At 36.7% G+C, this 19,923-nt stretch carries 16 protein-coding genes; 15 read left to right on the top strand and 1 reads right to left on the bottom strand.

Translation table 11 applies throughout. The annotated features are described in order from the left end of the window. The first annotated feature begins 339 nt into the window (after nucleotides 1-339). Complete coding sequence (locus tag MKY65_RS20180; RefSeq protein ID WP_339180055.1) at nucleotides 340-1,194, top strand: glycerophosphodiester phosphodiesterase family protein; 855 nt, start codon at nucleotides 340-342, stop codon at nucleotides 1,192-1,194. A gap of 237 nt (nucleotides 1,195-1,431) precedes the next feature. On the opposite strand, the gene MKY65_RS20175 is transcribed toward MKY65_RS20180, so the two are convergent. Then, entirely contained in the window at nucleotides 1,432-2,481 is a 1,050-nt protein-coding gene (locus MKY65_RS20175; protein WP_339180052.1) for a M14 family zinc carboxypeptidase, read from the bottom strand. Nucleotides 2,482-3,065: 584 nt separating this feature from the next. Here MKY65_RS20175 and MKY65_RS20170 point away from each other — a divergent pair. The 14 genes from MKY65_RS20170 to MKY65_RS20105 all read left to right on the top strand — a co-directional run bounded on the left by MKY65_RS20170 (nucleotide 3,066) and on the right by MKY65_RS20105 (nucleotide 19,922). Continuing rightward, nucleotides 3,066-4,316, top strand: a complete 1,251-nt coding sequence (locus MKY65_RS20170; RefSeq protein WP_339180049.1) for an FAD-dependent oxidoreductase — start codon at nucleotides 3,066-3,068, stop codon at nucleotides 4,314-4,316. Nucleotides 4,317-4,333: 17 nt separating this feature from the next. Further along, nucleotides 4,334-5,782: a sodium:solute symporter family protein gene (locus MKY65_RS20165; RefSeq protein ID WP_339180047.1), complete on the top strand. Its 1,449-nt coding sequence runs from the start codon at nucleotides 4,334-4,336 to the stop codon at nucleotides 5,780-5,782. Between the two features lie 17 nt (nucleotides 5,783-5,799). Next, on the top strand, nucleotides 5,800-5,925 hold the full coding sequence (locus tag MKY65_RS20160) for a hypothetical protein (protein WP_256705104.1): 126 nt from the start codon (nucleotides 5,800-5,802) through the stop codon (nucleotides 5,923-5,925). A gap of 389 nt (nucleotides 5,926-6,314) precedes the next feature. Then, nucleotides 6,315-7,712: a PTS transporter subunit EIIC gene (locus MKY65_RS20155; protein ID WP_256705103.1), complete on the top strand. Its 1,398-nt coding sequence runs from the start codon at nucleotides 6,315-6,317 to the stop codon at nucleotides 7,710-7,712. A 34-nt stretch (nucleotides 7,713-7,746) separates the two neighbouring features. Next, complete coding sequence (locus MKY65_RS20150) at nucleotides 7,747-8,796, top strand: ADP-ribosylglycohydrolase family protein (protein WP_339180042.1); 1,050 nt, start codon at nucleotides 7,747-7,749, stop codon at nucleotides 8,794-8,796. Continuing rightward, complete coding sequence (locus tag MKY65_RS20145; protein WP_256705101.1) at nucleotides 8,777-9,490, top strand: GntR family transcriptional regulator; 714 nt, start codon at nucleotides 8,777-8,779, stop codon at nucleotides 9,488-9,490. The genes MKY65_RS20150 and MKY65_RS20145 overlap by 20 nt, the downstream gene beginning before the upstream one ends. An 848-nt stretch (nucleotides 9,491-10,338) precedes the next feature. Further along, the gene (gene istA, locus MKY65_RS20140) at nucleotides 10,339-11,919 is read left to right on the top strand and encodes an IS21 family transposase (RefSeq protein ID WP_339180036.1); all 1,581 of its coding nucleotides are present in this window, start codon (nucleotides 10,339-10,341) and stop codon (nucleotides 11,917-11,919) included. Beyond that, nucleotides 11,916-12,686 (top strand): IS21-like element helper ATPase IstB, encoded by a 771-nt coding sequence (istB, locus tag MKY65_RS20135; protein ID WP_193065035.1) that lies wholly within the window; start codon nucleotides 11,916-11,918, stop codon nucleotides 12,684-12,686. Before istA ends, istB begins: the two co-directional genes overlap by 4 nt. 516 nt (nucleotides 12,687-13,202) lie before the next feature. Continuing rightward, nucleotides 13,203-13,700, top strand: coding sequence for a tripartite tricarboxylate transporter TctB family protein (locus MKY65_RS20130; protein WP_256705100.1), 498 nt, complete (start codon nucleotides 13,203-13,205; stop codon nucleotides 13,698-13,700). 13 nt (nucleotides 13,701-13,713) lie between these two features. Then, nucleotides 13,714-15,207, top strand: coding sequence for a tripartite tricarboxylate transporter permease (locus MKY65_RS20125; RefSeq protein WP_256705099.1), 1,494 nt, complete (start codon nucleotides 13,714-13,716; stop codon nucleotides 15,205-15,207). 30 nt (nucleotides 15,208-15,237) lie between these two features. Next, nucleotides 15,238-16,215, top strand: coding sequence for a tripartite tricarboxylate transporter substrate binding protein (locus tag MKY65_RS20120; protein WP_339180027.1), 978 nt, complete (start codon nucleotides 15,238-15,240; stop codon nucleotides 16,213-16,215). Nucleotides 16,216-16,236: 21 nt separating this feature from the next. Then, nucleotides 16,237-17,250 carry a mannonate dehydratase gene (locus MKY65_RS20115; protein ID WP_339180025.1) on the top strand — a complete coding sequence of 338 codons (1,014 nt, stop codon included), beginning with the start codon at nucleotides 16,237-16,239 and terminating at the stop codon, nucleotides 17,248-17,250. Nucleotides 17,251-17,332: 82 nt separating this feature from the next. Then, on the top strand, nucleotides 17,333-18,856 hold the full coding sequence (garD, locus tag MKY65_RS20110; RefSeq protein WP_339180023.1) for a galactarate dehydratase: 1,524 nt from the start codon (nucleotides 17,333-17,335) through the stop codon (nucleotides 18,854-18,856). Nucleotides 18,857-19,235: 379 nt separating this feature from the next. Next, nucleotides 19,236-19,922, top strand: a complete 687-nt coding sequence (locus MKY65_RS20105; RefSeq protein ID WP_339180021.1) for a FadR/GntR family transcriptional regulator — start codon at nucleotides 19,236-19,238, stop codon at nucleotides 19,920-19,922. Nucleotide 19,923 lies beyond the last annotated feature (1 nt).

Here is a 19,923-nt window from a genome sequence, read left to right as displayed (position 1 = left end):
GAATTTCAATTTTCCCCTTAATTTTACTGAGTGAATTTTGCCCTCTTTAACCAAATTATTGGTAAGGAGGGTTGATTTATGTATATAAACAGTTTCCTTTTTCTATTAATAGTTACAGGGGTTGCCTGTAGTAACAATGAAGAAGGAATGCCGAATCAATCAGATGACGGTTACTAGAATTTCTAAAGATGTAAATTTAGAGTTGGATCTTCAAGGTGGTTTTGAAGTTTTATATGATGCTTGATTTATATTACATTTCTTTATCTTCCAGTTTACATTCACTTCATAGATTACCTCTATAATAAAAAGTAAATACAGAAAAAGGGAGAGATTAAGATTATGATACGAAAAGTTACTATTTTTTCATTAACAGTAATGATCTTTGCATCCATGTTCACAGTTCCTGCATTCGCATCCAATGGTAGTGGTACCCAGACAGTTCAACAACAGAAAAAAATGGTTAATATTGCACATCGAGGGGCGTCAGGACATGCTCCGGAAAATACAATGGCTGCTTTTGAAAAAGCCTTTGAAATGAAAGCTGATTATATTGAAATTGATGTGCAAATGACCAAGGATGGAGAGCTGATAGCCATTCATGATACAACCGTTAATCGTACAACAAATGGGACAGGATCTGTTGGGGATTACACACTTGAAGAAATTCAACAATTGGACGCTGGAAGCTGGTTCGGACAAGAATTTGCAGGTGAACGAATTCCTACTTTTGAGGAAGTAATCGATACATATCGAGGGAAGATTGGATTATTAATAGAATTAAAATCTCCTGAACTATATCCCGGTGTAGAAGAAAAAATCGCTGAAGCCTTAATGGAGCGTAATATGCATAAGCCTAATAACGAAAAAATTATTATCCAGTCGTTTAATCATGCATCTGTGCAACAATCAAAGGCACTTCTGCAGAATATTCCTCACGGTGTACTGGCTGGTACATCTTGGACAAATGTTACCGATGAACAGTTGGCACAATTTGCAACTTATGCTGATTTCTTCAACCCGAATATGAATATCGTTACCGATGAGCTTGTTGACCGTGTTCATATTGCCGGGATGAAGATGTACCCTTATACGGTACGAACACAGGAACAAGCAAATAACTTATTTGAACGTAACGTGGATGGTATCATTACCGACTTTCCTGAATATGTTTATAGACATCCGGTGAAAAACTAAAGACCTTAGAAAAATATAGGTTGGAATTCAACACGCAGCTAGAAGAAGAGAGAATGCACCTAAATCCAAATGAAGAGGGTGCTTTTCTTTTTAATAGAAAGTTAAAGACTCCACACCAAAGTATAGGGATTCTAAGAAAGCAATGAACTTTCTTAGAATCCCTTCAATGCTCCGTTTTCTAAAGCTGACTACAAGGTATTATACGGAGTTATTAAAATTTATGAAGGAATAACTGCTTTACTCCGTTGTCCTAGTAGTTTGTGTCGGTAAAGTATCCCAAAAAGATACATCTTTATTATTAATTGATCCATCTGAAATGGCCCGAACCGCCGCATCTAACGTATTTACTGTTTGTTTTATTAAATAGCCATTACTTTTTTGTCCTAAAATGGCGGACTCATTGGAATGATCCGACATGCCGCGCATTTCAAATAACAGGGTAGAGATTCCGTATTCGACAGAAATTCCATTTCGGGAAATTGTCTCTGCAGAACCGCCATTATATTTACCAAGATGTCCCCAACCAGTTGAATCTATTTTATCAAACACCACAGCACCTAATTGTTTGGATTTATGAACAACTTCGGGATCTGCATTTTCCGTAGTCGGATAAAGGATGGAACCAGACACTAGCTCTCCATCACGTTCACTATTAGCTCCCTGGTGATGAAGGTCTATCATATAATCAATATCGTAAGCACTTAATACATTATTATGCAGGGCTTGTGTTTCAGGGAAAACTTTATTCACATGATCACGATTTAAATCCTCGCCTGCTGCATTGTATCTTGTTAGATGACGATCCCCGCTAGCAATATAATCATCTAAATCAAAATCTACATCTCCCATTGCTCCATCAGGGTTCAACATCGGAACAATCAACACATTCACATTATCTAGCACACCTTTTGTTTTACCGGTTCCCAGGTGTTTAATGAACTCAAGCGTTCCTTCTGTTGTCAATTGCTCGTTACCATGCTGTTGCGTTAAAAAAAGAATAGTTGGGTTTTCAGGGTTGGAGATATACTTAACAAGATATAGATCGCGACCTTTCATAGATTGACCAATCACTTCCAATTCCATTTGACTCTGTTTTGAGTCCTGTTTCTTAAGATAATCAACCATTTCATCGTAGGTAGTAAGAATGGAAGTATTAACCGTTTCATTGCCATTGTAATTTGGCCCGTTTCCTACTGCATGGACAGCCGGTGAAGTAAGGATTGATCCTCCCACAACAAATGCCCCGGCAAGACTGAACATTAAAAGCTTTTTGCTTATCTTTTTCATAGATACCCCTCCCATTTTGTTATACTATACAAATTCGCTAGGGATGAATACAAATCCTTCTAAAATTATAAAAATAGAGAATATTATCTATTTTTGAATAAGTTTGAAGGTGTTTTGATAGGGAATGCGGTCATAGGATGTGTGAATGATAGAAACATGATTAGTTAAGAATGTAAATGAGATTGTTGTAGCTTATGTGGGATGCTTTGGAATGTGCTATATTTTGGATAAGGTGGATTATAAGGCTAATAGGTTGTGCTGCTGTTGAGGGAAAAGTAAGAGTTTTTAATGATAAGCTAAAGATTAACCTATTTATTAGAAGTTGATATTACTGCCATATATTAAATAAATCAAAACAAAATAAAGCAATATTCTGTCTAATCTTGTATAATAGAAATTAGAAAATTGTAAAATATCAAGAGGGTGCTAACTAAGCCTGTCAGAAAACAAGCTTTATGTGTTGCCAGGCAATAATTCGAGATAGAACAATCCATCGAATAAAGCATCTATTTAATTAACGAAAAATTTAATAATTACTGATTAATCTTACTGTTTCACAAATGCTTAACAAAGGAGTCCTTATCTTGAAAAAAGTAATCATAATTGGTGGAGGCGTTATCGGCCTTACCAGCGCCTATTTTTTAAGAAAATCCGGTGCAGAGGTGACGATTATTGAAAAAGGAGAATTTGGCATGGCGTGCTCCAGGGGCAACCAAGGATGGGTCTGTCCTGCAATCCATGAGCCGGTGCCGACACCCGGGCTGGTAACGGAATCCATCCAAATGCTAATGAAAAAAGACAGCCCGCTTTATATCAAGCCTTCTGCCATGCCGCAGCTGTCCGGCTGGTTGACGCAATTTATGAAACATTGTAATGAAGCGGCTTTTAAAAAAGGGGAAGAGGCTTTATTAACGACGAGCAAGCATACCTTATCTCTATTTAATGAGATTCAAAAGGATGGCGTTGATTTCGAATTGCATAAAAAAGGAATGCTGTTTGTATTTCTCTATGAGGCGAACCTTAAGAAGAAATTAGAGCGCCTGAAAGCTGTCTCGCATCAGTATGGACATCAAAAGCCGGAGTACAAAAATCAGCAGGAGGTTAAAGCATTAGAGCCTGCACTTTCTGATGATGTAAAGGGCGGCATTTTTTTAGAGAATCAATACCATATTCGCCCGGAATCCTTTTCCAAAGGGATGGTAGAAAAATTAAAAGCATTGGGAGTTAAGCTGTATTCAAATACAGAAGTGATAGATATTGAAAAGAAGGAGAATCAGATTACTTCGGTAAAGACCAAGCAGGAAGTTTTTGAAGCGGATGCGTTCCTGCTGGCCGCCGGAGCATGGTCTGATGATATAGGGAAAAAGCTGAATTATAAGCTGCCGCTGACTGCGGGGAAAGGTTACAGTATTACAATCACGAATCCTAAAACAGAAATCGATCATCCGCTTTATCTCGGTGATTTAAAAGGAGGAATCACTCCTTTTGACCATGCTATTCGCATCGGAGGAACCATGGAGTTGTCCGGAAAAAATGTAAACATCGATAAGAAACGTGTGCAGGGGATTCGCTCTGCCGCATCTCCCTATCTAAAGGAAGAAATCAAGGGAGATAACGAGGAAGAATGGGGAGGAATGAGACCAATGACTCCTGATGGCATGCCGGTCATTGGGTCGATACCTCATCTGGACAATATGTATATTTGTACCGGCCATGCCATGGTAGGCTTGGCTATGGCACCCGTAAGCGGGAAAATAATCTCCGAAATCATCCTAACCGGGCAAACAGACTTGAATATAGAAGCTTTCTCACCAGCACGATTTGAAAAATCATAAAATGAGGGGGAAGATATATGCCAGTAAATACCTTTGATGTTATTATCGTTTTATTTTATTTAGCGCTCGTCTTATACATTGGTTATTATTCCATGAAAAGAATTTCCGGTTTTAAAGACTATACCGTTGCCGGCCGTTCCATGCCAATGGCTCTTATTTTTGCAACGCTTGCAGCAACATTAGCCGGCGGCGGAGCAACGATTGGCAGGGTGGCGTTCGTTTACGAGACAGGTTTGGTTATCTTTCTTGCGGTATTTGGTGTTGTTTTCAGCCAAATTTTAATCGGTCAATTTGTTGCTCCACGGGTTAGAAATCTTGGGAATGTCTATACCGTAGGAGATGTTTTTGGATATTTCTATGGGCGCTCAGGGAAATTGGTGTCCGGTATCTTTTCTTTCTTATATAGCGTAGGAATGTTTGGCGTACAAGTGCTGGCAATGGGAAGAATACTGGAAACCATGACAGGATTCGATTATATTCCAATGACTATTTTGGGTTCTGTCATTACGGTAATCTACACTTGGGGAGGCGGCATGCTTGCTGTCATCTATACAGACGCCATTCAATTTATTATCTTAACCATTGGTATTGCAACCACATTGACATTGGCGTTAAATAATATCGGCGGTGTCCCAGCAATCGTTGAAAAAGTCAGCGCCATCGATGCCGGCATTTTAGATTTTACCGGCGGCTGGACCGTTGCTGCCATGATTGCTTTCTTCTTAACCTTCTTACTGGGGGAAGCATTAGCTCCTTTTTACATTCAGAGGTATGTTTCATCCAGAAATGCATTAGATAGTAAGCGCTCGGTGACCTACCTTGGCATCTTTTACTTTTTCATGACAACTGCTGTCGTTTTTATCGGACTAGCGGGTGTTGTTCTTCTTCCAGGCACCGATCCGGATCTTGTATTTACCACATTAATTTTAGAGCATATGCCAACCGGCGCTGTCGGATTGATTTTCGGAGGGCTTATTGCAGCCGTTATGTCCACTGGAGATTCTATCTTAAATACTGCTTCCACCATCTTCACGAGGGATATCTATCAAGAATTTATTAATCCGAAAGCAACAGATAAGCAAATGCTTAACCTTGCCAAATGGTCTACCCTCATCGTAGGAATTGGCGGAATTCTTGTTGCCCTTTTAATTCCGAACGTTTTCGACTTAATGGTATTCATTTTTGACCTTTGGGCGCCGTCCATTGTTCCCGTTATTATTATTGCATTATTATGGGGGAAAGCAAGAGACAGGAAAGTATCGCCATACGCTGCAATACCAGCGATACTGGCGGGGATTATCTCTTCTCTGCTATGGAATTACGGCCTTAACGAACCATTCGAAATCCCTACATTAATTGTTGGAATCTGCATGAACCTGTTTACATTCTTTATTGCACATCAATTGACGAAGAAAAAACAGCCAACTCGCGCATTTATGCAAGAGGATCTTGATCCTGAGGGATAAAGGGAGGAGAATCACACATGATATTTTGGGAGATTTTAGCTTATTTATCTATTGGTGTTTGTTATTTTGGAGCGGTTGCGGTGATTTATGGATGGATTAAGTTTGGGATGGAGCGGAAGAAGGGAAAGATGGGAGATGAATAGGGGGGTGGAAAATGATGGGGATAGAAAGTAATAGATTTCGTTGATGGAAGTAATAATTGATAGGGTTGGAGTGTACCGAATTATAAACTTAAGGCGACAATTAATAAATAAAAACTCCTTAGAGATTTTATATTCTCTAGGGAGTTTTTGTATTGGATAGAATCTCTAGTTATCAATTAAAAATCTGTTAGAGAATTGTTACTGTTACTTGTCGAATCTAAGTATATAAAGAAATTTAGAAATAAAAAGGTGTTAATTTTCAATAGAAGATATTTTTGTTACCGTTTACATTTTTGAAAAAATATTATATTATAGATTTAACGATAAGACGTCATAACGTCTTGTTGTCTTGTGGTGTTTATACTATAATTAGAAGGGAGTAAGAAGTTATGGGAACATCAAGATTTCTGGCGGATCAATTATTATCGTTGATGGGAGGTTCAGATAATGTAGTGTCAATAACGCATTGTGCAACTCGTTTACGCCCTACATTGAAAGATCGTACATTGGTAGAAACTAAAAAAATAGAATCATTGGATGGTGTGACAGGTATTGTTGATAGGGATTCAGGGATTCAAATAATAATTGGCACACATGTTGGCGATGTCTATAAGGAGTTTATAAAACTATGGAAGTCGGACGATGAGGCTGTTCCTGATGATTCGGAAAATACTCATTTTAACGATAATAAAAAAGGTAATTGGTTTAATGAATTTGTTGCGTTAGTTGTTAGTATTTTTTCTCCTTTACTTCCATTATTAGCTGGGGCTGGTTTACTTCGAGGTTTTACAATTTTAGCAAATGAATTAGGGTGGTTATCAACTGAAAGCACAACGAATTTAATCTTAACACTGGCTGCGACTTCCGTATTCTATTTCTTACCTATTTTAGTAGCAATTACAACTGCTAAACGATTTGATACAAGTCCATATATTGCGATTGCGGTATTAGGAGCTTTGATTATGCCTGAGTTTATTGACTTGATAGAAGGAGATGGCGGAAATACAGTAGTTTTTCTAGGGATATCTATTCCTGTTTTTAATTATACAAGTCAAATCATTCCAGCTATTTTAACTACTTGGTTACAATCAAAAATGGAACACTATATGAAAAAGAAATTGCCAAATAGTTTACACATGATTGTGATACCTACGATATTGTTATTGGTATTGGTTCCGGTTGCTGCAGGGATATTCGGACCGCTAGGGAATTATTTAAGTATTGGGGTTGCCAATGTTATTGATTGGTTTACAGGTGCTAACCAAATTATTACTGGAGCATTTATTGGTGGGATATGGAATATTTTAATATTATTTGGAGTGCATTGGGCGCCGAATACAATGGTAATTATTCCGGAGATTGCAAGTAACGGATATTCTGCTTTTATTGCTTATGGTGCAAATGCTAATTTTGGGATGGCAGGAGCAGCACTAGCTATTTTCTTACGCACTAGAAGTAAAAAGTTAAAGGGATTCTCACTAACTGCGATGACTTCTGTGTTTTTATCAGGGATTGTAGAGCCGGCGATTTATGGGTTAGGTGTGAAATTTAAGAGTCCATTAGTAGCTGGATGTATAGGAGCAGCACTGGGAGGAGCATTTATGGGAGCATTTAATGTAGTTGGTTATGCTTTTATATTTGGAGGTCTGACTACAATTCCTGCATTCGCAGGTCCAACGTTATGGGCGTATATTGTCGGTTTGGCCATTTCATTCTTTGGTGGTATGATCTTAACGCTTATTTTCGGTGTGAAAGATCCAGAGGCAGAAATGTCTAAATCGAGGTAAGTATATCAAATGAATCAATGAAAGGGTGATAGAAGTGAATTTAAATACAAAAATACAAGGAATTTTAGGATTGGCAGCAATTGGTGATGCAATGGGAGCGGTTACGGAGAACATGTCATTTGATCAAATTCGCACACATTTTGGCCAACCAGTGACGACAATGGAAAAACCTGGTAAAACAGCTTTTGCATTAGGAAATGAGGCTGGGCAGGTAACGGATGATTTTTCACAAATCTATTTTCTTAGCAAAGCAATTTTACGGAATAAAGGTGTGATTGATAGGGATATTGTGGTTAAAGCAATTTTAGATTGGTCAGAGGTTCCGTGGTATTTTGATCGCTTTGCAGGTCCAACTACAAGAAGTGCAGTAGCAATGTATAAAGACCCTTCGTTGAAAATGAAGCCATTGCCTGGAGCAGCAACGGTAGATTATGCTTCCAAAGCAACTAATGGTGCGGCGATGAAGATTGCGCCAGCAGGTATTTTGAATCCGGATAATTTGAAACAGGCAATTGATTCTGCCATTACTATTACGCAAGTGACGCATGATAATTCCTTGGCGATTTCTGGAGCATGTGCAGTAGCTGCTGCAACAAGTGCTTCTTTAGCACCTCATGCAACGGTTGATGAAGCATTAAGCGCAGGTCTTTATGGTGCTATCCGAGGTGAAACTAAGGCGCAGTTCATTTCTCGGGAAGTTGCAGGACCAAGTGTTGTGGAGCGTATCCAATTAGCGTATAATATAGTTGATGGCTTTGGTACAAAAGATGAGAAATTACGTCGCTTATCACAAGTGGTAGGCAGTGGCTTGCATATATCAGAAGCAGTACCTTGTGCGTTTGGAATTATTGCTTTAAACAAAGAGGATGCTTTACAAGCAGTCATTGATGCCGTAAATATAGGATATGATACGGATACCATTGCAACAATTGTCGGGTCGATGGTTGGAGCTTTTATAGATTTATCTGATAAGCGTTTTATCTCTTTATTCGATACTGTACAAGCCGCCAATGATTATAATTTAGTAGAGTTAGCAAATTCATTAGCAAATGTGGTGGAAGATAATGAAGGGAACCAGCGTTAAATATATAGCTATATATGAAGAATTAAAAAAGCAAATCATCAACGGCGAATTCGTCGTTGGTGATTTGCTGCCTGCTGAACCAGAGTTGCAGAAAAGGTATAATGTAAGTCGGATTACTGTGAGGAATTCAGTACAATTATTGGTTGATGAAGGGTATGTCCAACGAATTCATGGTGTTGGTACAATTGTATTAAGTAAAAAAGAATCATTACAACTGCAAACATTATTGAGTTTTTCTGAAGAAAATAACGGACGGGCGATAGAATCATTGTTAATCTCATTCAAAGAGAATATTCAAGCTTCTCCATTAGTGTGTTCTCAGCTTGAATTGCCTAAAGGTGCCATGGTGAGTTGTCATGAAAGATTACGATTGATTGATGATGTTCCGATTGGTTTCCAGCGAGTATATTGTCCCGATTTTATTCAATTGTCATCAGAAGAACTAAATGCACCAGATGTTTCTTTATATCAATTATTTCGTCAAAAAGGATATGTTATAAATAAAGCGAAAGAAACTATTGAGTCTGTTATAGCTGATAAATATTTAGCAGACTATTTAAAAGTTCCAGAAAATAGCCCTTTGTTATATGTGCAAAGAATGACAGAAGATCAGCAGGGGCGACTGATTGAATACGCTGAGATTTTTTATCGCGGTGATCGATATCGATACAACGTTCAACTACAAGCTACGTGATTAATTGAAAGTAAACTTATTCTGAAATCGTTATGATTAAAAAGGAAGCAATTAATTAAAGTGATCTTCTTTGTAATGAAAATAAAAGAAATCCGAATATGCAATTAATATTCTAGCTATCTCATTAACGCCGACGTTTGTGACGTTATTTGGGATGGTTTTTTGCATCTTTTATAGGATGGTATAAAAAGTTTTAATCTGTATTAAAGAAGTAATTAAAACGAACAATTAGGTAATGCTTCATACTGTAAACTTGGTTAAAATCGAACAAGTAACAGACTTTTTATATTTATTTGCAGCGTCTTTTTTTTACAGTAGTAATGCTACAAATTTATGATGCTTATTAAAGGAGACAAATTTAAATATATATATAGAATTTAAAAATGATTTCTATTTTATGAAATTATAATTTTTCTAAGTACTATATACAAAACTTATATGATTTAAAATTTCTCTTGTGATGTAATAAAAACTATAGCTGAAAAAGGGAATTTTGAACTAATAATGAGAAAATGCAAATCTAATATATTTATAACTGCTTCTTTTCTAAATTAAGTAATAGTGATTTGTTTCGAAGTAAGCAATATATCATCCAGATCGAAGAAAGCTGTTAATATGAAGAAGTTTTTTCTAACCTGAAGATATAACTGTAGCGCGAGTGTAACTGCTAAACTAAAGTAGACCATTATTGCTTGATAAGAATGAACACTTTTCTTGGGGGATAGGCATGTAACAGGCTGTTGCCCCGTAGGGGCGGCAGCCTGTTACATGCTCGCCGTTCCGTCAGGTACCAACTAACTATTGCAATCTTTCATTTACTGTATAATACATGTTTGTACGATACAGAAATGGGAGGAGTAAGAAAGGTGGAAACATGGAAAGTGTATATGGAAATCTATCAACTAAAACAAGAAGGATTTAAAATACGGAGAATAGCTAGAAAACTAGGTATATCAAGAACAACAGTATATAAATACCTTGAAAAGTCTCCTCAGGAAATGGCGGAGTGGGTAGCTTCCACACAGACAAGAAAGAAGAAATTAGATGCCTACGAATTACTTATTCATACTTGGCTAACAGAACATCCAGATCTTTCTAGTGCTCAAGTTCATGATTGGTTAAAAGAAAGGTTTCCAACTCTATGTGTTGGAGAAAGTACCGTTCGTAGTTATGTCAAAGCACTCCGGGAAAAATATCATATTCCAAAGACAGAAATGAAGCGTGTCTATCAAGCTATTCCAGATCCACCAATGGGGCAGCAAGCCCAAGTAGATTTTGGTCAGACGATACAGAAAACATCCCAGGGAAAGGAGAGGAAATTATATTTTATTAGTTTCGTGCTTTCGCACTCTCGTTATAAATACGTTGCGTGGCTCTCCCGTCCTTTTACAACAAAAGATATGATTCAAGCTCACGAAGATGCTTTTCAGTATTTTGGAGGAATTCCATATGAGTTAGCTTATGATCAAGATTCCCTTATCGTAGTAAGTGAAAATGAAGGTGATCTCATCCTTACCAGTGAATTTCAAGCATACAGGGAAGAAAGAAAATTAAAGCTCTTTGTATGTAGAAAAGCTGATCCAGAAAGTAAAGGGAAGATTGAAAATGTCGTAGGATTTGTGAAGAAGAATTTTGCGAAGAACCGCGTATTTCACCATATAGATAAATGGAATGAATCCTGTTTAGCATGGCTGATTCGAACGGGAAACGGAAAAGTGCATAATACAACAAAAAAAAGACCAGTCGAAGTGTTTGCCCTAGAAAAACAACACTTAAGACCAGTCAACAAAAAAATTTCAATTTCAAATATCGATAATAGTATAACAAGAAATGTTCGTAAGGACAATACTATTATCTATCAATCGAATCGGTATTCGGTACCACTTGGTACATATAAAAAAGATAAAGAAGTTTTTATTGAAATAAGCGATCAAAACGAATTAATAATACGTGAAGAATCGAATGGAGCAATCATTGCCAAACACACATTAAGTATAGAGAAAGGGAAATTGATTCAAGATTCTCAACATACCAGAGACCGTTCTAAAGGAATAGCTGCCTATATAGAAACGGTATCAACGTACTTTGATGATAAGGAAATGGCTTCTGATTTCCTTCAGGAAATTCACCAAAGATATCCTCGTTATATACGAGATCAATTATCTCTTATTTTAAAGGTATCTAAAACAGTAACAAGAGAACGAAGGAACCAAGCTTTAGAAGAATGTGTCACACGCAAAATATATAGTGCAACAGAGTTTAGAGATGTCGTAGAGTTTATCCAAAGACAAACGGATTCTCATCAAAGGCCTCCGCAAATAGAAGCTATCAAAACATTGCATGGTATGGATGATACGCTGCTTCAAATCAAGCCAAAAACAAGAGAATTGGATTCTTATATAGAGTTATTGAAAGGAGCAACGGTATGAGTCATTCAATCGAAGAAATACAACAACAGTTTCGATCGTTGAGACTCACAGAGACGGCAAATTATTTGCCATCTCTGATTCAACAAGCAGAGTCAGAAGATTGGACATATCAAGTACTTTTGAAACAATTGACTGGATATGAATTAAAACGTAGGGATGAAAAATTAATCGAAAAACGATTAAAATGGGCTGCATTCCCTTCCTATAAGACGTTGGACGAGTTTCATTTAGATGAGCAGCAATCACTCAGCAAAAGACAAGTATATCAATTAAAGGAGTTTACCTGGCTAGATCAACTCTATAATTTAATCGTTTTAGGACCGCCAGGTGTAGGTAAAACACATTTAGCTACAGGGCTGGGCATAGAAGCCATACAAAAAGGATATAAAGTCTCTTTTATTTCCATGGGGCAACTGATTCAAACATTAAAAACAGAAGAAGTTACTAGAAAATCACAAACGAGAATGAAACGAATTCGTTCCTCTCATTTAGTGATTATTGATGATTTAATGTTTATGGCAATGGATACACGTGAAGCGAATTTATTTTTCCATCTTATTAATGACCTTTATGATAAGGCTTCAATTATATTAACTTCTAATAAAGGACCAAATGAATGGGGAGAATTACTAGGTGATCCAGGGATTACAACGGCTATCCTAGATAGAATTTTACATCGGGCTGAAGTTATTCATTTTCATGATGATGATAGTTATCGAATGAAACACCGTTCTTCCATTTTTATGGAAGAAAGTGTCCAAATTTAATTAGCAAAAAGTGTTCATTTCTACTTGACGCTCACAGCGAGTTCTCTTTACAAGTTTTAAATGAAATCATGTTGAATTTTTTAATCTAAAATTAGAAAAAATGGAAAGTATTTAATAAGATAATAGTTTTGACAGAAGCAGTCCATACAAGATATGGACTGTATTTTATTGGTTTTAACACCAATTCTTTATAAAATGAGTCAAGAGGTAGCACTTGAAAGTGGAAATAAAACAAAAACTACATTAATTATCGAGACCTTTAATCCAAATCTAGTTTGGAGTTTCTTTTTTTAGCAGGACAAATTAAGTCACGAAACCAAACTGAACGGATTCATATAAAATAAATTATCTAATTTATAGTGAGGATTTTTTTGATAATTTGGCATACCTCAATACATATAAAAACCTTAGAGAAGTAATATTTAAAAAACCTAAAAATTTTATTGACATATAAATATATTTGTCATACAATTACGAAAAGTAATAAAAAATAGGATGGATTGGAGGGGAAGTCTAATGGAAAGGAATTACGGTGATTTAATTACAGGAATTATTTTGTTGGCGATTTCAATAGTTATGTTTATAGGCTCTCTTAATATGGAAGCGCTAACAGAAGGGGCGGTCGGGTCAGATTTTATGCCTAAAGTAATTGCAATATTAATTGCAGTAATGAGTATTCCTGTAATTGTAAGCGGTTTTAAAAGTGGGGAGATAGACAAAACAGATGAAGAAGCACCTGCTGCAGAAGTTAAAGAAGGAACAGATAATAAAAATAGCTTTATTTATCTGATACTTACGATAATTTTGTTATTTGTTTATTTATTTCTAATTCCTATCTTAGGCTTTTTAATTACCACTGCTGCTTATCTCATTATACAAATGCTACTTTTCTCAAAATGGACAATCAAAAATGCCCTCTTATATGGGGTTATTTCAATTGTCACATCGTCCGTTATTTATTTCGTGTTTCGCAATGTGTTCTATGTCATGCTTCCAGCGGGAATTTTTGGGTAAGGAGGGTTAGAAAATGTTTGATATGTTATTAGAAGGTTTTAATTCGGTTTTCACTTTTCAAATAATCCTGTTAATTGTTGTTGGTGTAATCTTAGGACTTATATTTGGTTCTATACCAGGTTTAACAGCTACGATGGCAATTGCGATTTGTTTGCCGATTACATATGGGATGGATCCAGTCGCAGGAATGTCTCTTTTGATGGGATTGTATATTGGAGGGGTTTCAGGAGGTTTAATTCCAGCAATTTTATTGAAGCTGCCAGGAACCCCATCCTCCATTGCAACGACATTTGATGGATATCCGCTGGCTCAAAAAGGAGAGCCGGGAAAAGCATTCTCCTTTGCGATTGTCTCTTCTTTCTTTGGAGGATTAATAAGTATCGTCGCATTAATTATTATTTCTCCGCCATTAGGCAAAGTTGCTTTAGAATTCGGACCTTTTGAGTTTTTTGCTATTGTGATTTTTTCCCTGACGTTAATCTCAAGTCTTTCTGGAGATTCGATCGTCAAAGGTGTTCTATCAGGAGCACTTGGTATTGCATTTGCATTGGTTGGTTCAGCACCAATTGATGCGTTTCCAAGATTTACGTTTGGTTTCAGTTCCTTAGATGCTGGGTTTGACTTATTACCAGTGTTAATTGGGCTATTTGCAGTGTCGGAAATATTGATTACTGCTGAAAAGAAAGTCAAAAATAATAAATCTACACGTCTGAAAAAAATTAGTTACCGAGTAAAAATGAAGGAATATTTTGAACAAAAATGGAACTTTCTTCGGTCGACATTGTTAGGTTTGAGCATTGGGGTATTACCTGGTATTGGAGGTGGAACCGCAAATATTATCGCATATGCAACAACAAAAAATCTTTCAAAAAAACCTGAAGAATTTGGTAAAGGGAATCCCAGTGGTATTGTAGCGTCTGAATCATCAAATAATGCTGCTATTGGAGGAGCGTTAGTTCCGCTTATTTCTTTAGGAATACCGGGAGATACAGTTACAGCTATGTTACTCGGGGGCCTTGTCTTGCATGGGTTGCAGCCTGGACCAATGCTGATTCAAAATAGTGGCGAAATAGTATATGGCATATTTGCTGCTTTAATCATTGCAAACATTTTAATGGCAGTGTTTTTATTCTTAGGAATGAGAGGATTTGTAAGATTGCTTAGCATTCCTCAGGCTATTCTTTTACCTATTATTCTAGCGTTGTGTGTTGTTGGTGCATTTGGTGTGAATAATCGTTTATTTGATGTAGGTGCATTATTTTTCTTTGGGATTATCGGTTACCTGATGATCAAAGCTAAAATGCCATTAACACCGCTTGTTCTAGGATTTATCCTGGGACCAATTCTAGAAACAAACCTACGCAGAGGTTTAATGTTATCTGAAGGAAACTTTATGCCTTTTTTAACAGAACCAATAGCTGCAGGATTCTTACTTTTAACAGTCGTTTCTATTGCCATGAAAATATACAGTAATAGAAAGAAACAAAAGCTTCAAAAAGTAAATTAACTAAATAAATCAAAAAAGGGAGGAATTATATTGAAGAAAATTGTGGATATTTTTACGAAAAGTTTAGCTGTTGTTTGTCTAGTTTTTATTTTAAGTGCATGTTCAGATGGGGAAAGTTCAAATGCGGAAGATGCATACCCGTCTAAACCAATTGAGGTAGTTGTTCCAGTTGGAGCGGGTGGGGATACAGACTTGAATACACGTATTACTGCTAAATATCTGGAACAGGAACTTGGTGAATCAATCGTCATTACGAACGTGGAAGGGGCTGGGGGTTCAACAGGTATCAAGGAAGTATTATCTAAGGAACCAGATGGACATGCTGTATTGGCTTACCATAATGCAATGTTAGTTAATAATATTTATGGATTAGCTGACTATACATCTGAAGATTTTAAATATGCAGGTGTAGGAATCGTTGATCAATCGAATACATTTCTTGCTTCTAAAGATGCTGCATTTGATGATATCGAATCCTTGATTGATTATGCCAAAGAAAATCCTGGCGAAGTTAAGGTGGCTACAGAAGTTGGAGCGATGACACATTTGCAAGTGTTAGAGTTTGAACAAAAAACAGGAGTTGAATTTAATATAGTTGATGCCGGTGGTGCTTCTGATAAAATTACCGCTTTATTAGGAGGAAGAGTTGACATTGTACCAACTTCTCTTGGATTAGTGCAGGATTATCTTGAATCTGGCGATTTTGTTTCCCTCGGTGTAATTGCTGAGGAGCGTCTGGAAGGAGCCCCAGATGTTGAAACGTTTACCGAGCAAGGTGTAGATATGTCAGTAGATAAAGTTTTTTATTGGGCTTTTAACCCGGAAACACCGGATGAGGTCGTAGAAAGATTTTCAGAAGCGTTAGAAAATGTAGTTGAAGATGAATCCTTTCAAGAGGAGATTAAGAACAGTTGGTTAACCCCAAGTTATCTAGATTCAGAAGAAACAGCTGAGAAGTTAAAAGAAATTACTGAGAATGACCAGGCAGTTTATGACGCGGCTAATTAATAATATAGAAGGAGGCTGTAAATGATGAAAGTGTCCGTAACCGTTAACACCACTGAATTAACAGATTTGGATTTACAACAAATGTCCCAGCTAGGTGTGGACAGGATTGATTTTGGGAACGGGAACTCTTTTGCAGGTGTGAAGGAACAAGGGTTTCCAGATTTGGATAGTTTATTAAAACTTCAAAGAAGAATCCGCTCATGGGGGATGGATATTAATAGAGTTACCTTGCCAAATATAACCGATTCATTTATGGATAATCAAGATGGCAGTGAGGTGCAATTGGAAAACTCCGTAAATGCCATTAAAGTCTTTGGAGAAGCAAATATAAAAATCGTCAGACAACGATTTGAAGGCGATGTATTTTATGGTCGTTCACAGACTTATCAAGCGATTCAAAGAGGCGGAGCCATCTCTAGAGGAGAGAGCGTTGGTTTATTGAAGGATAAAGCAGAAAGTCCGACTTTAGAAGAACTGGAAAAGTGGTGGCGTTCTTTTCAAAGGGCCTATAAAGAATTAGTGCTGACTGCTCAAGAAAATGGTGTGAATATAGCTATGCATCCATCTGATACACCACATCCAGATTCTCCCTTCGGAGGACTTGGTTTACACAGGATAATTGATGACTTTCCGAATGAAAACGTAGGTTTTGTTTACTGCATCGGTACGCGTGCGGAGGAAGGTGGGTCCCCATTAGTCATTGATGAAATAAATCATTTTGGTAGAAAAAACAGGATTTTCTTAGTGCATTTTAGAAATGTGCGCGGAAGTTTACCGACGGCCGGAGCATTTGAAGAAGCTTTACTAGATGATGGGGACTTGAATATGTTTAAGATATTGCTGGAATTAAAAAAAGTAGGTTTTAACGGTTGTCTAAATCCTGATCATGTACCTATCCTTGCAGGTGACATTGCAGACCAAGATAAAAAATGGGCAAATTCGAATATCGGCTGGAAATCATCTAACCTGGGATTTGCTTATTCCATTGGATATATTAAAGCCTTACTTACTGCATTAAACGAAGTTACAGGGTAATGAAATATACAATAAAATGTGATGATATGTTTAGTGTATTTCATACATTTACTGAAAAACAACAGAGAGGTGGTTTGAGAAAATGCAAGAAGATATAGAACCACTTTATATTAAAGTGAAAGAAATAGATAATACTGCAATTATTGTTAATAATGGAGGTTTAAAGCAAGGAACTGTTTTTAAGTGTGGTCTCGAATTAAAAAATATGATTCCTCAAGGGCATAAAGTAGCTTTAGAGGACATAGAAAAAGATGGAGAAATTATCCGATACGGAGAAATTATTGGATATGCTAAAGATCGAATTGAAAAAGGATCCTGGATAAGAGACGCCATAATGAATTTACCAGTACCTCCAGAACTAAATACATTAAAAACCTACGGAAAAGCAGAACCGAAGAAACCCTTAGATGAAGAATACACTTTTTTAGGATACAGAAACTCTGATGGTACAGCTGGAGTGAAGAATATACTCGGGATAACGACAAGCGTTCAATGTGTCGTTGGGGTTTTAGAGTTTGCTGTACAAAAGATAAAGGAAGAACTTCTTCCAAAGTACCCAAATGTTGAAGATGTTATTGCCATTAACCATAACTATGGTTGTGGTGTTGCAATAAACGCTGGTGATGCAAAAATTCCTATCCGTACCATTCAAAATCTAGCGAAACATCCAAGTTTTGGCGGGGAAATCATGGTTGTCGGTTTAGGATGCGAAAAGCTTCAACCAACGCGATTAAATGATGGAAAAGATAATGATAATATTGTAATGTTACAGGATCAAAATGGCTTCACAAATATGATTCAAATTATTATGGAGATGGCTGAAGAAAGGTTAGAAAGGCTAAACAAAAGAGAGCGAGAAGAATTTCCAATCTCTGAATTAGTAGTAGGTGTTCAGTGTGGGGGAAGTGATGCATTTTCAGGCGTTACAGCTAATCCAGCTGTAGGGTATGCGGCAGATTTGCTGGTTAAAGCTGGTGCAACTGTCTTGTTTTCTGAAGTAACAGAGGTTAGGGATGCGGTCCATCTATTAACACCAAGAGCAGATAGTCGCGAAGTAGCGGACGCTCTTGTTAGAGAAATGGATTGGTATGATAAATATTTAAACAAAGGCGATGTTGATAGGTCAGCAAACCCGTCGCCAGGAAATAAAAAAGGCGGATTATCTAATGTCGTTGAAAAGTCTCTTGGTTCAGTAATTAAATCTGGAACATCTCCAATTACAGATGTTTTATCTCCAGGAGAAAAGGTCCGAAAAAAAGGACTAAATTTTGCAGCCACGCCCGCAAGCGATTTTGTTTGTGGAACTTTGCAGCTCGCTGCCGGTATGCATTTACAGGTGTTCACAACGGGCAGAGGAACACCTTATAATCTGTCAATGGCACCTGTATTAAAGGTTTCCACAAGAAATGAATTAAAAAATCAATGGAATGATTTAATTGATATCAATGCGGGAACGATTGCTACAGGAAAAGCGACAATTGAAGACGTAGGATGGGAAATTTTTCATGATATTATTGCTACTGCTAGCGGTAAGAAAACAACTTGTGCAGATAAATGTGGTATTCGAAATGATTTAGCCTTATTTAATCCTGCACCAGTTACGTAACTAACCGGATATCTATAAATAATGGGTAGTTTTAATGATGTTAAGAAGGAGAGGGATATAATCTCTATCCTTCTTTTTATATCGACTTTAAGTCAATGGAAAGAACTTTAGAAATAAAAATTCCAGTTGATAAAGATAGCAGGGAGTAAATATACAACTGTGATATAGGAGAAAGGTTTACATGATATCTTCTTTGGAAAATTATTGAAATTGACAAACTTATGTATTTGTCATACAATTACGAGCGATAATTATGATAATAAACCTTGATGTAATTTATCCGCAGTTTATTTACATAATTTACTAAATAATCAAATGAGTTATATAGCATGTGATTTTTTTAACATACTGATTGCTAAGTACAAGGAGAGTGAAGGTAATGGAAGCATTTAAAACAGGAACAATACAAAGAAATACATTATCACAACAAGTGTTAAACCAAATTATTTCCATGTTGATGGATGGGCAGCTTCATCCGGGAGATAAGCTGCCGTCTGAATTAAAATTAATGGATGATTTTGATGTAAGTCGCCCTGTATTAAGAGAGGCACTTAGTTCTTTAGAAACATTAGAAATTGTCAAAAGAAGACCGCGTGGAGGAACGTATATCAATGAAAAAGTAGGAAATAGTCCTTTTAGAGCAATGTTAGCATTAACAATCAATAATGTGTCAGCTGTTATTGAAGCAAGAATGTCCTTAGAATTAGGGCTAGTTACTCTAGCAGCAGAAAAAATAACTGATGAACAATTAGATCTGTTAAAGAAGATAAACAGAGATATTGAAAAAAGCGTGAATAATGATTATGGGGCGTTAGATATCGAATTTCATAGAATTATTGCCCAGAGCGCAAATAATCCAGTAGTAGAAGGAATGATCGACTCATTACTAATTGCGCATGAAAAAACTGATAGCTTGATACCCTTCCGTGAGCGAAAGATAACAGTTGAATATCACGAAGCGATTTACAGGGCTTTAAAAAAGAAAGATCCGATTATGGCGTTTACAGAAATGTATCAACATCTTCGTTATGTACGAGAAAAAATTATGTCTAGAATAGATGTATAAC

The sequence above is a fragment of the Oceanobacillus sp. FSL W7-1293 genome (assembly GCF_037969815.1).
Lineage (GTDB): Bacteria > Bacillota > Bacilli > Bacillales > Amphibacillaceae > Oceanobacillus > Oceanobacillus oncorhynchi.
Note: the sequence above shows the minus strand (reverse complement) of the source record. Positions and strands in the feature narration are given on the sequence as shown.

Coding starts and splice junctions, on each gene's coding strand:
- MKY65_RS20180 (WP_339180055.1), top strand. CDS start 340: ATGATACGAAAAGTTACTATTTTTTCATTAACAGTAATGATCTTTGCA.
- MKY65_RS20115 (WP_339180025.1), top strand. CDS start 16,237: ATGATGAAAGTGTCCGTAACCGTTAACACCACTGAATTAACAGATTTG.
- MKY65_RS20155 (WP_256705103.1), top strand. CDS start 6,315: ATGGGAACATCAAGATTTCTGGCGGATCAATTATTATCGTTGATGGGA.
- MKY65_RS20125 (WP_256705099.1), top strand. CDS start 13,714: ATGTTTGATATGTTATTAGAAGGTTTTAATTCGGTTTTCACTTTTCAA.
- MKY65_RS20160 (WP_256705104.1), top strand. CDS start 5,800: ATGATATTTTGGGAGATTTTAGCTTATTTATCTATTGGTGTTTGTTAT.
- istA (WP_339180036.1), top strand. CDS start 10,339: ATGGGAGGAGTAAGAAAGGTGGAAACATGGAAAGTGTATATGGAAATC.
- MKY65_RS20145 (WP_256705101.1), top strand. CDS start 8,777: ATGAAGGGAACCAGCGTTAAATATATAGCTATATATGAAGAATTAAAA.
- MKY65_RS20130 (WP_256705100.1), top strand. CDS start 13,203: ATGGAAAGGAATTACGGTGATTTAATTACAGGAATTATTTTGTTGGCG.
- istB (WP_193065035.1), top strand. CDS start 11,916: ATGAGTCATTCAATCGAAGAAATACAACAACAGTTTCGATCGTTGAGA.
- MKY65_RS20105 (WP_339180021.1), top strand. CDS start 19,236: ATGGAAGCATTTAAAACAGGAACAATACAAAGAAATACATTATCACAA.
- MKY65_RS20165 (WP_339180047.1), top strand. CDS start 4,334: ATGCCAGTAAATACCTTTGATGTTATTATCGTTTTATTTTATTTAGCG.
- garD (WP_339180023.1), top strand. CDS start 17,333: ATGCAAGAAGATATAGAACCACTTTATATTAAAGTGAAAGAAATAGAT.
- MKY65_RS20175 (WP_339180052.1), bottom strand. CDS start 2,481: ATGAAAAAGATAAGCAAAAAGCTTTTAATGTTCAGTCTTGCCGGGGCA.